The organism is Streptomyces sp. TN58 (assembly GCF_001941845.1).
In the GTDB taxonomy this organism is placed as follows: domain Bacteria; phylum Actinomycetota; class Actinomycetes; order Streptomycetales; family Streptomycetaceae; genus Streptomyces.
Genome location: NZ_CP018870.1, coordinates 7,212,987 through 7,227,122, shown reverse-complemented (window position 1 = coordinate 7,227,122; position 14,136 = coordinate 7,212,987). Strand labels below are relative to the sequence as shown.

Annotated in this window: 11 protein-coding genes and 1 pseudogene; 5 read left to right on the top strand and 7 right to left on the bottom strand. The window is 72.4% G+C overall.

The window, feature by feature from the left end:
* Positions 1-24 precede the first annotated feature (24 nt).
* Positions 25-1,272, bottom strand: a complete 1,248-nt coding sequence (locus tag BSL84_RS32770; protein WP_075971837.1) for a serine hydrolase domain-containing protein — start codon at positions 1,270-1,272, stop codon at positions 25-27.
* Positions 1,273-1,312: 40 nt separating this feature from the next.
* Positions 1,313-3,445, bottom strand: a complete 2,133-nt coding sequence (locus tag BSL84_RS32765; RefSeq protein ID WP_045321360.1) for a SpoIIE family protein phosphatase — start codon at positions 3,443-3,445, stop codon at positions 1,313-1,315.
* Between the two features lie 186 nt (positions 3,446-3,631).
* Here BSL84_RS32765 and BSL84_RS32760 point away from each other — a divergent pair, with 186 nt between their 5' ends.
* A complete protein-coding gene (locus BSL84_RS32760) occupies positions 3,632-4,252 on the top strand; it encodes an L-threonylcarbamoyladenylate synthase (protein ID WP_030032488.1) in 621 nt (206 codons plus the stop codon).
* A gap of 56 nt (positions 4,253-4,308) precedes the next feature.
* Here the strand turns inward: BSL84_RS32760 and BSL84_RS32755 are convergent, their stop codons facing one another.
* The 3 genes from BSL84_RS32755 to BSL84_RS32745 are packed head-to-tail and all read right to left on the bottom strand — an operon-like array spanning position 4,309 to position 9,485.
* A complete protein-coding gene (locus BSL84_RS32755; RefSeq protein WP_075971836.1) occupies positions 4,309-6,459 on the bottom strand; it encodes a bifunctional serine/threonine-protein kinase/ABC transporter substrate-binding protein in 2,151 nt (716 codons plus the stop codon).
* A 6-nt stretch (positions 6,460-6,465) separates the two neighbouring features.
* Positions 6,466-8,622 (bottom strand): bifunctional serine/threonine-protein kinase/ABC transporter substrate-binding protein, encoded by a 2,157-nt coding sequence (locus BSL84_RS32750; protein ID WP_075971835.1) that lies wholly within the window; start codon positions 8,620-8,622, stop codon positions 6,466-6,468.
* On the bottom strand, positions 8,622-9,485 hold the full coding sequence (locus BSL84_RS32745) for a hypothetical protein (RefSeq protein WP_159393604.1): 864 nt from the start codon (positions 9,483-9,485) through the stop codon (positions 8,622-8,624). The genes BSL84_RS32750 and BSL84_RS32745 overlap by 1 nt, the downstream gene beginning before the upstream one ends.
* A 334-nt stretch (positions 9,486-9,819) precedes the next feature.
* Between BSL84_RS32745 and BSL84_RS32740 the strand changes: the two genes are divergently transcribed.
* Positions 9,820-10,479, top strand: coding sequence for a family 16 glycosylhydrolase (locus BSL84_RS32740; RefSeq protein WP_075971834.1), 660 nt, complete (start codon positions 9,820-9,822; stop codon positions 10,477-10,479).
* A gap of 95 nt (positions 10,480-10,574) precedes the next feature.
* Here the strand turns inward: BSL84_RS32740 and BSL84_RS32735 are convergent, their stop codons facing one another.
* Entirely contained in the window at positions 10,575-10,970 is a 396-nt protein-coding gene (locus BSL84_RS32735) for an SRPBCC family protein (RefSeq protein WP_045321388.1), read from the bottom strand.
* 5 nt (positions 10,971-10,975) lie between these two features.
* On the bottom strand, positions 10,976-11,578 hold the full coding sequence (locus BSL84_RS32730; RefSeq protein ID WP_075971833.1) for a CGNR zinc finger domain-containing protein: 603 nt from the start codon (positions 11,576-11,578) through the stop codon (positions 10,976-10,978).
* Positions 11,579-11,759: 181 nt separating this feature from the next.
* Here BSL84_RS32730 and BSL84_RS37305 point away from each other — a divergent pair.
* The 3 genes and pseudogenes from BSL84_RS37305 to BSL84_RS37300 form a co-directional block, all read left to right on the top strand.
* A pseudogene (locus tag BSL84_RS37305) lies at positions 11,760-11,924 on the top strand (GNAT family N-acetyltransferase); the annotation flags it as partial.
* Between the two features lie 71 nt (positions 11,925-11,995).
* Positions 11,996-13,285 (top strand): tyrosine-type recombinase/integrase, encoded by a 1,290-nt coding sequence (locus BSL84_RS32720; RefSeq protein WP_075971832.1) that lies wholly within the window; start codon positions 11,996-11,998, stop codon positions 13,283-13,285.
* Positions 13,282-14,037: a hypothetical protein gene (locus BSL84_RS37300; protein WP_234363593.1), complete on the top strand. Its 756-nt coding sequence runs from the start codon at positions 13,282-13,284 to the stop codon at positions 14,035-14,037. The genes BSL84_RS32720 and BSL84_RS37300 overlap by 4 nt, the downstream gene beginning before the upstream one ends.
* The last annotated feature ends 99 nt before the right edge of the window (positions 14,038-14,136 follow it).

The window sequence follows — 14,136 nt, the reverse complement described above, 5'->3', positions numbered from 1 at the left end:
CTAACAGCCGGCCGACCGGCCCGGTCAGTTCTTCGGCTCGGACGGCTTGTGGCCGGGGTACACGTTGCCGGGGCTCACGATGCCGGTGATCGCCTCGCCGAAGAGGGTGCTGGGCTCCTGGCCGTCGTGCAGGATGTCGGTGTTGAGGATGACGACCATGGTCGCCTGGGCCTGCGGGAGGTAGACGCCGAGGCTTTCGTAGCCCGGGAGCGAGCCGTTGTGTCCGATCCAGCCCTGTACGTCGAAGAGTCCCAGCCCGTAGCCGGCGCCGGGGATGCCGACCGACGTGGTCTTCAGGCGCTGGGCCTGGGTCGCGGGCGTCAGCAGCGTACCGGTGGCGAGGGTGCGCGCCCAGCTGCGCAGGTTCTGCAGGTCGGAGATCATCGCACCGGCCGCCCAGGCCCAGGACGGGTCCCAGTCGGTCGCCACCTCGACCTTGCCGGTGGCGGTCTGGTCGGTGTAGCCCTGGGCGTGCGGCTGGGGGAACTCCGCGCCGGTCGGGAAGAAGGTGCGGTTCAGGCCGGCCGGCCGTACGACGTCCTGGTTGACGACCTCGGCGAGCGGCCGGCCGGTGATCTTCTCGATCACGAGGCCGAGCAGGACCAGGTTGGTGTTCGAGTACTGGAACTGCGCGTTCGGCGCGAACTGCACCGGGTGTTTGAAGGAGTAGGCGAGCAGATCCTGAGGGGTGAACCGGCGGTCGGGGTCGCTGGTGAGCGCCTTGTCGAAGTCCGGGTCCTCGCTGTAGTTGAACAGCCCGCTGCGCATGCCGGCCAGCTCGCGCAGGGTGATGCGGTCGCCGTTCGGCACGCCGGACACGTAGTCGCCGATGGGGTCGTCCAGGCCCGCCTTGCCCTGGTCGACCAGCTGGAGCAGGGCGGTGACCGTGAAGGTCTTGGTCTGGCTGCCGATGCGGGTGTTGAAGTCGGTGCGCATGGGCGCGCCGGTGGCCTTGTCGGCGACGCCGAAGGCCTTGACGTAGCTTCCCTTGCCGGGGGCCCACAGCCCCACGATCACACCCGGGACCTGCGCCTCGCTCATGACCTGCCGGACGGCGGCGTCGAGTTGGCGCGCGACGGCCGGGGTGAGCTGCTTGAACTCCCCGCTCGGGGCCGGCGTCGGCGAGGGGGACGCGGAGGTGGCGGAAGCGGAGGGTCCGGGGGTGGGCGCCGCCCCGTACGCGGTGGCCGTGACGGCTCCGGTGAGGAGCAGGCCCGCCGCGGCGGTGGCCGCGCAGGCCCGGCGAAGCCTTGTGTGCGTCGTGTTCACCAGTGCCTCCTGCGGTACGAGGACCAGGGCAGGGCGTGCACGGTCAGCGTAGGCCGGTACCGGCGGGGCCGCGAGGCGAGCCGTCGCGGTCGGTCAGGGACCTGGCACGGGCGATGACCAGGGCGACGTCGTCGTGGTCGTCGGGCCGGCGCAGGGAGTCCAGGAGCCGGTCGCATGTCTCCTCCAGCGGACGTCCGGTGTCGGCGAGCAGGTCCAGGAGCAGGTCGAGCCGTTCGTCGATGGGCTGGTCCCGGGTCTCCACCAGGCCGTCGGTGTAGAGGACCAGTTGGTCCCCCGGGGCCATCGCGACGGTGGTGGCCTCGAAGGGGATGCCGCCCACGCCCAGGGGCGCGCCGGTGGGCAGGTCGAGCAGGCGGGGTGCGCGGCCGGAGCGGATGAGCACGGGAGGGAGGTGGCCGGCGACGGCGATGCGGCACTGTGCGCGGTGCGGGTCGTGGACGACGTAGACGCAGGTGGCGATGGTCTCCTCAAGGGCGGCGGTGGTGCGGTCCAGTTGCTGGAGCACCTGCGGCGGGTCGAGGGCGAGTTCGGCGAGGGTACGGGTCGCCGTGCGCAACTGTCCCATGCTGGCGGCGGCGTTGATGCCGCTGCCCATGACGTCTCCGATGACGAGGACGGTGGTGTCGTCGGGTCCCGCGATGGCGTCGAACCAGTCGCCGCCGATCTCGCTGCTGGCGGCGGCGGGTCGGTAGCGCGAGGCGACTTCGAGGCCGGGGGTCGGCGGCGGGTGGTGGGGCAGGAGGTGGTGCTGGAGCGCGAGGGCGGTGTGGTGCGCGTTGCGGTACCAGCGGGCGTTGTCGATGCACACGGCGGCGCGTGCGGCCAGTTCGCCGGCCAGGACGATGTCGTCGTCGTTGAACGGCAGCGGGTTGCGGGTGCGTTTGAGGTCGAGGGCGCCGAGCACCTCGCCGCGGGCGATGAGCGGGACGGCGAGGTACGAGCGCAGCCCGGCGCGGGTCAGCAGGGAGGCGGCGTTGCTGTCGCGGGCGATCCGGGAGATGTCCCGGGCCTGTACGTGGGCGACGAGGACAGGGTGCCCGGTCGTCACGGACTGGGTGACCAGCCGGTCGGCGGCGTAGCGGGCGATGTCGCCCGGGGGGTCGGCGGCGCGGACGGCCTCGCTCGGGTAGGCGGCCGCGACGGCGAGGGCGCGGAACACCGCCGGTTCGTGGGCCGAGGACCTGAGGGTGGGCCGGCCTTCGAGGACCGAGTCGAGGATGTCGACGGCCGCGATGTCCGCGAGCTCGGGCACGACGACGTCGGCGAGCTCGCGTGCCGTCTGGTCGAGGTCGAGGGTGGTGCCGATACGGACGGTGGCGTCGGCGATCAGCGCGAGGCGGCGGCGGCTGCGGGCGATCTCCAGGGCCGCCTGGTGGCTCTGGGTGACGTCCACCACGGAGGTGGCCAGGCCCAGGACCCGGCCGGTGGCGTCCTCCAGCCGGTAGTAGGACACCGACCAGGCGTGTTCGGCGCGGTGCCCGCCGTGGGTGCGGCCGGCGGTGAACTGCTCCAGCAGGGGTGTGCCGGTGGCCAGGACCTGCCGCATCGCCGATTCGGCGGCCTCGGTGTCGTCGAGGAAGGACAGCGCCTCCCGGACGCCCCGGCCGATGTGCTCGGAGGCGGGAAGCCCGTTGATCCGCTCCAGGGTGGGGTTGACCAGGACGTAGCGCAGCTCGGTGTCCAGGACCGCGAGCCCGATCGGTGACTGGGCCACCAGGCGGGCGGACAGGGCGAGGTCCCGCTCCAGCTGCCGCAGCGTGGTGCGGTCGGTGGCGATGCCCAGGGCGTACAGGTCTCCGCGTTCGTCGAGCAGCCTCATGTTGCGGAACTCCACGAGGCGTGTGCTGCCGTCCTTGTGCCGCACCGGGAAGGCGCCCGCCCAGTCGCCGGCACCGCCCATGACCCGGGCGAACAGCTCCGTCACCAGGCCCACGTGCTGCGGCGCGGCGAGCAGCCGGGCGGCGGGCTGGCCCAGGGCCTCGCCCGCCGTCCAGCCGAACAGCTGCTCGGCCTGCGGGCTCCACAGGGCGACCCGGCCTTCGGCGTCGAGGACGACGGCCGCGACGTTCAGGACGTCGAGCAGCCCGCTCGGCGGGGCGAGCCCGGCCGCGACGGGCCGCCTCCCGTTGGCCCCCGACCCGTCGATCGCACCCATCGGCGATGCTCCCTTCCGGCACCGTCGGCCCGGCGCCCACCCGCCCCGGGCCGCTGCGGCGCCCCGTTCGGGGCGGTCCGGGCCGGTCCAGGGCGCACGGTCACCTCTCATCGTCCCCCCGAATCCGCCGGGAAGCGTCCCGAGCGGCCGTGACCGGGCCCCGCCACGACGGCGTAGGCTCGGCGGATGGCGAAATACTTCGACGTGCACCCCGAGAATCCCCAGCGGCGCACCATCGACAACGTGGTCGGCATGATCCGCTCGGGCAAGCTCGTCGCGTACCCGACGGACTCCTGCTTCGCGCTGGGATGCCAGCTGGGCAACCGGGACGGCATCAACCGGATCCGGTCGATCCGCAACCTCGACGACCGTCACCACTTCACCCTGGTGTGCCAGAACTTCGCCCAGCTGGGGCAGTTCGTGCAGATCGACAACAACGTCTTCCGCGCCATCAAGGCGGCCACGCCCGGCAGTTACACCTTCATCCTCCCGGCGACCTCGGAGGTGCCGCGCCAGCTGCTGCACCCGAAGAAGAAGACCGTGGGCGTCCGGATCCCCGACCACGTGGTCACCCAGGCCCTGCTCGCGGAGCTCGGCGAGCCGCTGCTGTCCAGCACGCTGCTGCTGCCGGACGAGGCGGAGCCGATGACGCAGGGCTGGGAGATCAAGGAGCGGCTCGACCACGAGGTGGACGCCGTACTGGATTCGGGTGACTGCGGCACCGAGCCGACCACGGTGATCGACTTCTCCGGTGGTGACGTGGAGATCGTGCGCCGCGGGGCCGGGGACGCCTCCCGCTTCGAGTAGGGGCTGTCCCGCTGTCCCCGGCCGGCGCCGGGGACCGCGCGACAGCCTTCGGGCGCTCACGGGTCGGCGCGTACGTCCGGATACCGGCCCAGGTAGCGGAAGGCGCCCGCCTCGGCGCGGTAGAGGTGGGCCAGGGCGTCTCCGGTCAGGGCGCGCGTCCGGGTGTCGAAGGCGACCGTCTTGGCGAGGCCCTGGTAGGTCGTACGGAAGATCCGGCGGGACAGACCCGCCCGGTCGCGTACCTCCCCCTCCAGCCCGGTCAGGGCGGTGGCCAGCAGGCCGACCGCGTCGTAAGCCTCGGTGGCCCACCGGGCGGGCGGTTCGCCGTAGGCGCTCCGGTGGGCCGCGACGAACTCGGACGCGGCGGGCAGGGCGAGCGGGTCGGTGCACAGGGCACTGAACACCCATCCCTCGGCCGCCTGGCCTGCCGAGGTGAGGAAGGCCGGCTCCATGGCGTGCTGGAGCGCCACGCGGGGGCCCGGGAAGCCGGCGTCGGCCAGGGCGCGGGCCAGCTCGGCCGCGCGCTGCGGCGAGGTGCCGGCGTAGACGACGGCTTCGGCGCGGGCCTCGGTCAGCGCGCGTACGGTGGCCCCGAAGCCGGAGCCGGCGTCGGCGACGCGGTGGACGCTCACGCTGCCCTGCGCCGGGGGGCTCTGCTGGAGCACCCGGGTGACCTGCCATGCCGGTGCCCCGTTCGCCGCGTCCTCCACGACGGCCGTGCGGCGCGAGATCCGCACCCGGGACAGGTAGTGCAGGACCGGGAGGCCCAGGCCCTCGTCGGTCGGGCGGGTGGCGCACACCGTGCGCCACAGCGCCTGGGTGTTCTCCGGACTGTGCACCGACACCAGCGCCAGGGTGAGGTCCGCGGTGAGGCAGGCGCCGGCCAGCTCCGGTACGGCCGCGTCCCAGGTGGGGCCGACGAGGCCCAGCACGGCCGGGTCGGCGAGCAGCTCCGCGGCGGCCTGCTTGAGGCGCTGCGGGTCCCCGCCGTCGTCGGCGACGCGCAGGGCCAGCCGGAAGTCGGCGTCCGGGCGGGCGTTGTGCCGGGCCACGGCCAGCCGCATGCCCCGCTCGTGCGCCTGGCCGGTCGCCCGGCCGGGGCCGGTCAGGTCGGCCTGGAGGGCGAGGGTCAGGGACGGGAGGTCCCGGTCGGCGCCGGCGGACGGTGCGCCGCCGCCCGGTCTGCTGGTGGTGACCCAGGCGATCGGGGCGGCCGCGGCGGCCAGGGCCGCGCCGGCCGCGAGCAGCCGTCTGCGGGTGAACGGCCGGGCGGGGGCCGGGGCGTCGATCCGGGTGGGTTCGGGCGCGGGCAGGTCCAGGGCCCGGGTGGAGCGTTCGGCGATGATCCGGGGCAGCGGGGCGGGCAGCCAGTCGGCGGCCGCGGCGGAGCCCTCGCCTCCGGTGTCGGTTCCGAGGAGGGCGGTCAGCTCGCCGAGCGTCGGCCGGTCCGCCGGTTCCTTCCGCAGGCAGCCGCCGACGGCCTCACGCAACTCCGGTGGCAGTTCGCCGAGTTGCGGCTCCTCGTGGACGGTGCGGAAGACCACCGCGGCCGCGTGCCCGCCGCCGAAGGGGCCGCTTCCGGTGGCCGCGTACGCGAGGACGCAGCCGAGGGAGAACACGTCGCCGGCCGGTCCCGCGGCGGGACCGCCCGCGCGGGCCAGCTCGGGAGCCAGGTAGCCGGGCGTGCCGACGACCGCGTCCGCGGCCGTGAGCGTGGTCGCGCCGGCCGCCCGCGCGATCCCGAAGTCGATGAGGCGGGGCCCGTCCGGGGCCAGCAGGACGTTGCCCGGCTTGACGTCGCGGTGGACCAGCCCGGCCGTGTGCACCTCGGCCAGGGCCTCGGCGAGGCGCGTGCCCAGGATCCGTACGGTCCGGGCGGGCAGCGGCCCGTACCCGCCCACCGCCTCTGCCAGCGAGGGGCCGGGGACGAACGGCGTGGCCAGCCACGGTTCGCGGGCCTCGGGGTCGGCGGCGACGACGGGGACGACCCAGCGGCCGGTCAGCCCGCCGGCGGCCTGGGCCTCGCGGCGGAACCGGGCCCGGAAGGCGGGGTCCGCGGCATGGTCGGCGCGGATCACCTTGACGGCGACGAGGACGCCCTCGGGGGAACGGCCCAGGTAGACGGTGCCCATGCCGCCCGACCCGAGTCTGCCCAGCAGTCGGTTCCCGCCGATCGCGGCCGGATCGGCGGGGAGGAGGGGGCGCATCGCCCGCTACCCCGGCGGGGCTTCGGCGGCCGGGCCCACGTAGCGGATCCGGCCGCCCTCCACCCGGTGGAGGAAGAAGGTGTTGCCCTTCACCGTCCGCTCCTCCCCGAAGGCGTACTCCTTGGTCAGGCCTCGGAAGGTGCCCTGCGCGAGGGCGGTCAGCAGTTCGGCGCGGGCCGGCCGGCCGCCGCCGCGGGCGGCCGTGACGAGCCGGTCGGCGACGAGGTTGGCGGCGTCGTAGGCCTCGGCCGTCCACACGTCGGGCGCGGTGCCGTAGGCGGCCTGGTGCGCGCGGGCCACCTCGGCGGTCTGGGGGGCTTCGGGGCCGGTGTACGGGGCGACGAACTGCCAGCCCTCGGCGGCCGGGCCCGCCGCGGCGAGGAAATCGGGGCCCATGGAGGTGTAGTCGGCGGCCCGGTGCCCGTGATAGCCGGCGGCGGCGAGCAGGACGGCGGTCCTGGCCGCACCCCGGGGGGTGCCGGAGTAGAAGAAGGCGTCGACGCCGTGCGCGAGCATGTCGTTGACGACCGGGGACAGGTCCTGGGTGCCGCGCGGGACGACGCGCGGGTAGACGGTGGCTCCGGGAACGTAGGCGGCGATGGTGCGGCTCGCGTGCAGGATCGCCTGCCAGCCCTCCCCGTCGCCGTCCCGGTCGCACAGGACGCCGAGCCTGTTCACTCCCCGGCGGCGGGCCAGCGCCTGGTTGAGGGCCGAGCCCTGGATGAAGGAGATGGGGCTGACCTGGAAGAAGCTGCGGCGGTCGGCGACGCCGAAGGCGCTCGCCAGGGCCGAGACGGTGAGCAGGGGCAGGGCCGCCTCTCCGTACAGCTCCAGGCAGGGGGTGACCGCGGCGTTGCCGGTCGGGCCGATCACGGCGAGCACGTCCGGGTTGGAGATGAGGCTGGTGGCGGCGGCCGGGGCGCGGTCGGCGGCGCCCGCGTCGTCCGCGGTGGCGACGGTGAGCGTGAAGGGCTTGTCCTTGCGGGAGTTGAAGGATTCCACGGCGAGGCGCACGCCCCGCTCCTGTGCGAGCCCGGCGGGCTTCTGCGGGCCGGACAGGTCGGCCTGTACGCCGATCACCCACGGCCGGGGAGCGTCCGCCGGTGTGCGTCGGGGGTCGTCGTCCGCGCGCAGGGCCAGCCAGGTGGCGGTGCCGCCGCCGACCGCGAGCACGGCGCCGGCGGCGTAGCCGAGGAACCGCCGGCGCGACGGCGCAGAGGCGCTGGCGGGTGCGGGGGCGGCCCCGGGGTCGGCGACGGTCTCCTCGATGCCGGGCAGGGCGAGCAGGGCGGCGGCCCGTTCCGCGATGGTGGCGACGACCGGGTCGGGCAGCCAGTCGGTGCCCTCGCCCGGGGTGTCCTCGATGAGGGCGTCGTCGAGTGCGGCCGCGGTGGGGCGGGTGTCGGGGTGCTTGGCGAGGCAGGTCCGCAGCAGGGCGGTGAGTTCGGGGTCGGCGAGGAGTTCCGGTCCGAGGTCGGGCTCGTCGTGGACGGTGCGGTAGAGCACGGCCTCCACGGTGCCGGCGCCGAAGGGCAGCCGGCCGGTCGCGGCGTACGCGAGGAGGCAGCCGAGGGCGAAGACGTCGCCGGCCGGTTCGGCGGGGCGGCCCTCGGCCTGCTCGGGCGGGATGAAGCCGGGGGTGCCGAGGACGGCGTCGGCGGAGGTGAGGGCGGTGTGCTCGCCGCCGCGGGCGATGCCGAAGTCGATGAGCCGGGGCCGGTCCATGCCGAGGAGTACGTTGCCGGGTTTGACGTCGCGGTGGACGAGGCCCTGCGCGTGCATCACCTGAAGGGCTTTGGCCAGGGCCTTGCCGAGGATCCGGACGGCCCGCAGCGGGAGCGGACCGTGGGCGGAGACGGCCTCGGCCAGGGAGGGGCCGGCGACGAAGGCGGTGGCCAGCCATGGTTCGCGGGCGTCGGGGTCGGCGCCGGTGATCCGTACGGCCCACGGCGTGTCGACCTCGGCGGCGATCTCGGCCTCGCGGCGGAAGCGGGCCCGGAAGTCGGCCTCTTCGGCGTACTCGGCGCGGATCACCTTGACGGCGGCGAGCGCGCCGTCGTCGGTGCGGCCGAGGTAGACGACGCCCATGCCGCCTGCGCCGAGCCTTCCGAGGAGGCGGTGGCCGCCGATCCGGGACGGGTCCGAGGGGTGCAGCGCCTCCATCAGCCGGCCGCCTTTCCGAGGACCTGCTTGGCCTGTGCGAGCATGCGGCTGTTGCCCTGGACGACGAGCTGGCTGAGGGTCTCCTGCTTGAAGCCCTCGGCGCCCTTGCCGGCGATGGCCACGGTGACGGGGCCGAACTGCGCCTGGTACCAGAAGTAGCTCTGGGGTTCGCCGCCCTGGGGGCCGACGTACGTGCCGAACTCGCTGAAGGCGTCCTCGCTCCAGTTGTTCAGCTGTTCGCCCTGGTGGTTCACGGTGCCCAGCAGCCCCTTGAGTTCCTCGCCCTCGCGCAGCTTCTGGTCGGGGCAGCGCACGACCTCCTCCATGGCGCGGGCGGTCTCCCAGCCCGATTCGGCGCGGTTGTGGTGGACGGTGACCGTGGCGTTGATCTGGACGCGGCCGTGGCCGTTGCCTGCCGGGATCTGGAAGTAGCGGGTGTTGGTGGCGAGTACGTCCGGCGGCAGGCCGGTGGTCTGCCACACGCACCGCTCGTCGAGGACGGGCCAGCGGCCGGGGCTGCTCTCGAAAGGGGTGCGGCGCACGACGTCCGGGCCGAAGGCGTCCTCGGTGATGACGATCCGGTCGAGCAGCGCCTGGGCCTCGGCGGCGGTTTTCGGCTGCTTGGACTCGTCCAGATCCGGTACGAGGGAGACGGCCGTGGCCCCGGGTGCGGGTGGGGCGGTGGATGTGGGCGAGGGGGGTGCTGCGGATGAGACGGGCAGTGCCGGTGAGGCGGCGGGGGTATGGCTCCCGCCCGCCCCGCCTTCGGCCCCCCGCTCGGCGGTGCACCCGACCATGGCCGTGAAGAACAAGCCTGCCGCCGCGCAGCCGCAGGCGCGCAGCGCGACATCACGTCGTGTCACTTTTCCCCCCACGGCACGGATGCTACCCCGCTGGGGACGCCCGCAACTGGGTTATGCACAACTGCTGTTGAGGTGCGCAACCGGCACCGTTACCTGCGGGGGCGCATAAAAACAAACCGGCGGACCGGTATGCAACGCGTCGAAGGCGGGCATGCTTCCAGAGCTCGTGTGCTCGGGAAGGAGCGATGTGCTCACTCAGGTTCTCGACCGGATCCGACGGCTCCTCGGACGCTCCACCTCCACCTCGACATCCACCTCGACATCCGCCTCGGCGTCCGCCTCGACGTCCGCCTCGGCATCCCGCTCCGCTTCCGAAGGTGAGGGCACCGGCCCGGTGGGCGCCGCCCGGACCCCGGTCTTCACTGCGAACTTCGGCTCGACCCGCCAGTGGGTCGCCGGCCGTTCCTGGGCCTATCCGAACGGCGGTCCCACCAACCCGGGCGACAACAAGCTCGACCACCTCGTGCAGGACCCGTCCTTCAGCCGCAGCGGCACCTTCCGCGCCGTACGCCGCCCCGACGGCAACTGGAACGCCGGCCTGCTGACCACCGAGGGCAGCGAGGAGGGCTTCATGGTGCGGACCGGGGACGTCCTGGAGTCCCGCGTCCGGCTGCCTTCGGAGCTCGGGGCCTGGCCCGCCATCTGGACCTGGCTGGACGGCGGGAACGAGATCGACGTCTTCGAGTACCACCCGGACAACCCCGACCTCCTCGAACTGTCCAACCACGTCAAGGGCGGCTACCGTTACCACCGCGACGCCGCGGTCGGCCCCGGCCGCTGGGTGGACCTCAAGGTCGAGTTCGGCTCCCGCTCGGTCGTGTGGTGGGTCAACGGCAAGCAGGTCTTCGCCGACCGGCGCGGGGTGGGCCGCCGCTGGCGCGCGTATCTCATCGTCAACCTCTCGGTCTGCGCGGGCCGCTACCACCCCGCCCCCGACCGCGACGTGTCGGAGATGTCGTACGAGGTGGCCTACCTCCGCGTCATCCGCCCATAGGGCGTGTTGCGCAAGCCTCGTCCGGCTCGCGGTGCCGGGCGCACGGCACTCCGCCGCGTTGTCGGGATCGCCCGCTCAGGCCTCGCACGCCGTTGTCACTGCCGGTCGAGGGCGGTGGCGACCTGGTCCATGACGTGCTGCCAGTGCGCCCGTTGCCGTTCGCGCTCTTCAGCGTTTGCCAGGTGCTCCTGGTGGAAGCGGAGCATCGTCCGGGCTCCGTCGGCGGCGGGGGTGAGTGCGACCTGGACCGTGGTGTTGTCGTGTGTGACGCGGATGCGGTCCGCGGAGCGGTAGCCGCGCACCTCGCCCGCCACTCCTTCGGCCGTCCGGTAGGGGGTGCCACGTTCCGGGGCGAGGACCGCGCCGGGGCCGAGCCAGAGGGCAATGCCTTCGGGGCTGCTGATGAACTCCCAGACGATGGCCGCGGGATGGGGCAGGGTGCGGGACACGCCGATCTGCCAGCCGGCGTCCTTGGTGAGTCCTGTGGGCATGAAGGTCATCCTTCCTCGGTGTGGCGGGCGCGCAGCGCCCTGACCTTGTGGCGGTTGCCGCAGTGCTCCATGGAGCACCAGCGGCGGCGTCCGGGGCGTGAGGTGTCGACGTAGACGAGGTGGCAGTCCTCGGCGGCGCAGGTGCGGATGCGGTGCGCGAAGGGGCCGGTCAGCAAATCGACGGCGTCCCGGGCGACGGTGGCCGCCAGGTGCGTGCCGGTGGCGGTTCCGGCCCACTGTCGCATTCCGGTCGGCGTGATGGCGGGGGCCATGGCCGGACGGGCGGCCGCTTCGTTGATGACCTCCAGTTCGCGGGGCGGGTGAGGCTCGCCGCGCGTGTGGGCGATGACCACCCGGAACAGTGCGTCGCGCAGCCCTCGCACGTCGGCCACCTCCGCTTGGGAGATGTCCAGTGCGGGCGTAGGGGTCAGCCGCGACCGGCCCGCCCAGGCGGCCAGGTCGGCGGGCTCGTGCAGGACCTCGTACCGGCGGTAGGGGCCGGGGCCGCCGGTGGTCAGCAGTTCCAGGCACAGCGCGCCGGGGTCGAACCGGTAGGCGACGCCGGTGTGGGAGTACAGCGTCAGCCCTGTGGTTGCCGGGGAATCCATGTAACCACTATAACTGGTTACATGACATTGGGTCGGAAGCTGGTCATCGACATCACGAACGCATCCGTCCTCGGCGGTGCAGTCCACGGCCCACCTCCGCAGCCGGTCGTAGACACCCCTCCGGCTGCCGTACCTCTCCGGCAGGTGGACCCGCTTCGAACGAGTCGGCAGGTCGCCTCTCATGGGTGAGCTTGGACCCGTTGTCTGGCCTCCCGTCCGGTTGGGGACCGAGCGGCTCGTGTTGCGTGAGTCCGAGGCCCGGGACCGTGCGGTGTTCATCGACCTGTTGGCCTCGTCAGAGGTGCGGACGTACCTCGGTGGTCCCCGACAACGTGCTGCGCTTGAGAGTGGGGCCTGTTAACCGAACCAACTCAGCTGTCTTCGCAGGTCAGGCTAGGCATCTGCTAGCTTCCCGAGGTGCTTGATGAGCAGCGGTCCGGAAGGGACCTGAAGAACTTTGTCCTGCCTGAGTTAGGCCAGTTGCTGAAGACGGGAGATCCCTGGGAGCCGTACAGGGTGCTGGATGGACGCGGGAGGCCGGTCGAGTCCGCTGCGCTCTACCTCAAGGAGCTGAGGGCCAGGAACAGCTCGCCGTTGACGCCACGTTCGTACGGCATGGATCTGCTGCGCTGGTTCCGGTTCCTATGGGCGCTCGCGATCGAGTGGGACCGTGCGACCCGGGAAGACGCCCGGGACTTCATGTTGTGGATGAAGGTGGCGGACAAGCCGAAGCGCATCCATTGGCGCCATCGCGGCAAGGCTCTCTCCAAGGTCCCGCCGCCTCGCAGTGGCAGGCCGGCACCGGGGACGCCGAATCCGGTGACTGGTAAGCCCACGGTCGGGACCAAGTACTCGCCGGCAACCCGGGCTCATTGCGAGACGGTGCTGCGGGAGTTCTACAACTTCCATCTGGATGAAAGCACCGGTTCGTTGCTGGTGAACCCCTTCCCGTTGGTCCGTGGGCGCCGCTTGTCCCAGCTCGGGACACAGCGTGATGGTGGGAAGAAGCACCGCAACCGACGCACGGGCCTCTACCGGCCGACCGTTCCACAGCGGGTCCCGCGGCGGATTCCCGACGAGATGTACACCAAGGTCTTCGCCGGGCTCCGTTCTCATCGTGACCGTGCCTTGCTGGCCTTCTGGGTCGCCACTGGCGCCCGCGCCGAGGAACTGCTCACGGTCAAGCAGGGCGGCGCGGTTGTCGGCGAGCAAACCGTCAGTGTGATCCGCAAGGGCACCCGCGACTATCAGGACCTGGCCGCAACCCCGGATGCGTTCGTCTGGCTACGGCTCTACCAAGAGTCCGCCTGGAAAAAGGGCGTCCTTCGGGGCCGCCACCACCCGCTGTGGTGGACGCTGCGGCGCCCATGGCGGCCGCTGGAATACGACGCGGCGCGCATGATGTTCAACCGCGCCAACGATCTTCTGGGCGCCAACTGGACCCTTCACGATCTGCGGCACACGGCGACGTTCCTCATGCTCGATGACCCGAACATGCCGCCGGTCTGCGTGCAGAAGATCCTCGGCCACAAGTACCTGTCGACCCTGGACATCTACAACCGTCCGACCAGGGACGACGTCATCAGAGCCGGCCTTGCTCACCACGCCCGTCAGGAGAAGCGACGCGAGGAGACCCCTGTGGCTGTTGACGAGCCGTCCTACAACCCCGACTCCTTGTCCATCCTCTTCGGCCGGGACGCCCCATGACGAACACTGCGACGCACGTCGGCTCGAGCTTCGTCCCGCGGGTCACCAGCATGGTGGGCGCCGAAGAGCTCAAGCTGATGAGCCGATTCCCGCATCGGGAAAGACCAAGCACGTGGGAAGCGACCGCGGTCACCCGTGAAGAGGTCCTTGAGCGGCTGGCTCGCCCACCGCTACGAGCTGTGGAGCCCAGTGCCCAGGCGAATCGGATGTTCGGGGCACGTCTCGTGCTCGACTGGCTGATGACTCTTCCGGGCGAAACCTGGCAACAGCGCTGGCAGAGGAGCCCTGCCCACGGCCAGCACATTGCGTCGCAGGGTTGGAGGAATGCCTTCGTAGCCTGGGCCCGCCCGGAAGGGCGAGTATCGCGCCGTGAAACGCTTCTCGTCGGGGTGCTGGCGCTGCTCTGCGCGGATGCTGTCAGACCCGACCCGGAGTTCCTCATCGGGTCAACTGACTGTGCTCACGAGCACGCTTGTGTCCGATGCCCCGTCCTGATCGTCCACGCGACAGAGCGTCCCCGGCTTGTCGAAATCCGCGACAACCTCCTCACGCGCATCTTGGAAGCCGAGAGGGAAGGCTGGCTCGGCGAGATCGAGGGGCTGCAGAGCAGCCTGGCCCACGCCGAGGAGAAGCTTGCCCGACTCGACGCCCAGATCTCCCGGAAGCAGGAGTCTGTCGACATGGGAATTCCTACCTTCCGGGAGATCGCTGCTCGTACCAGTGGGGTGGCCACCCCGCCGGGGCCTGCGTGACTGAATGGCTATCCCGGCGTGCTCAGCGGACATCGCCGCAGAGCGCGGTGCTTGGACGGGCTTCAGCCACGGATGATCTACGCCTCCCCGTCCCCGGCC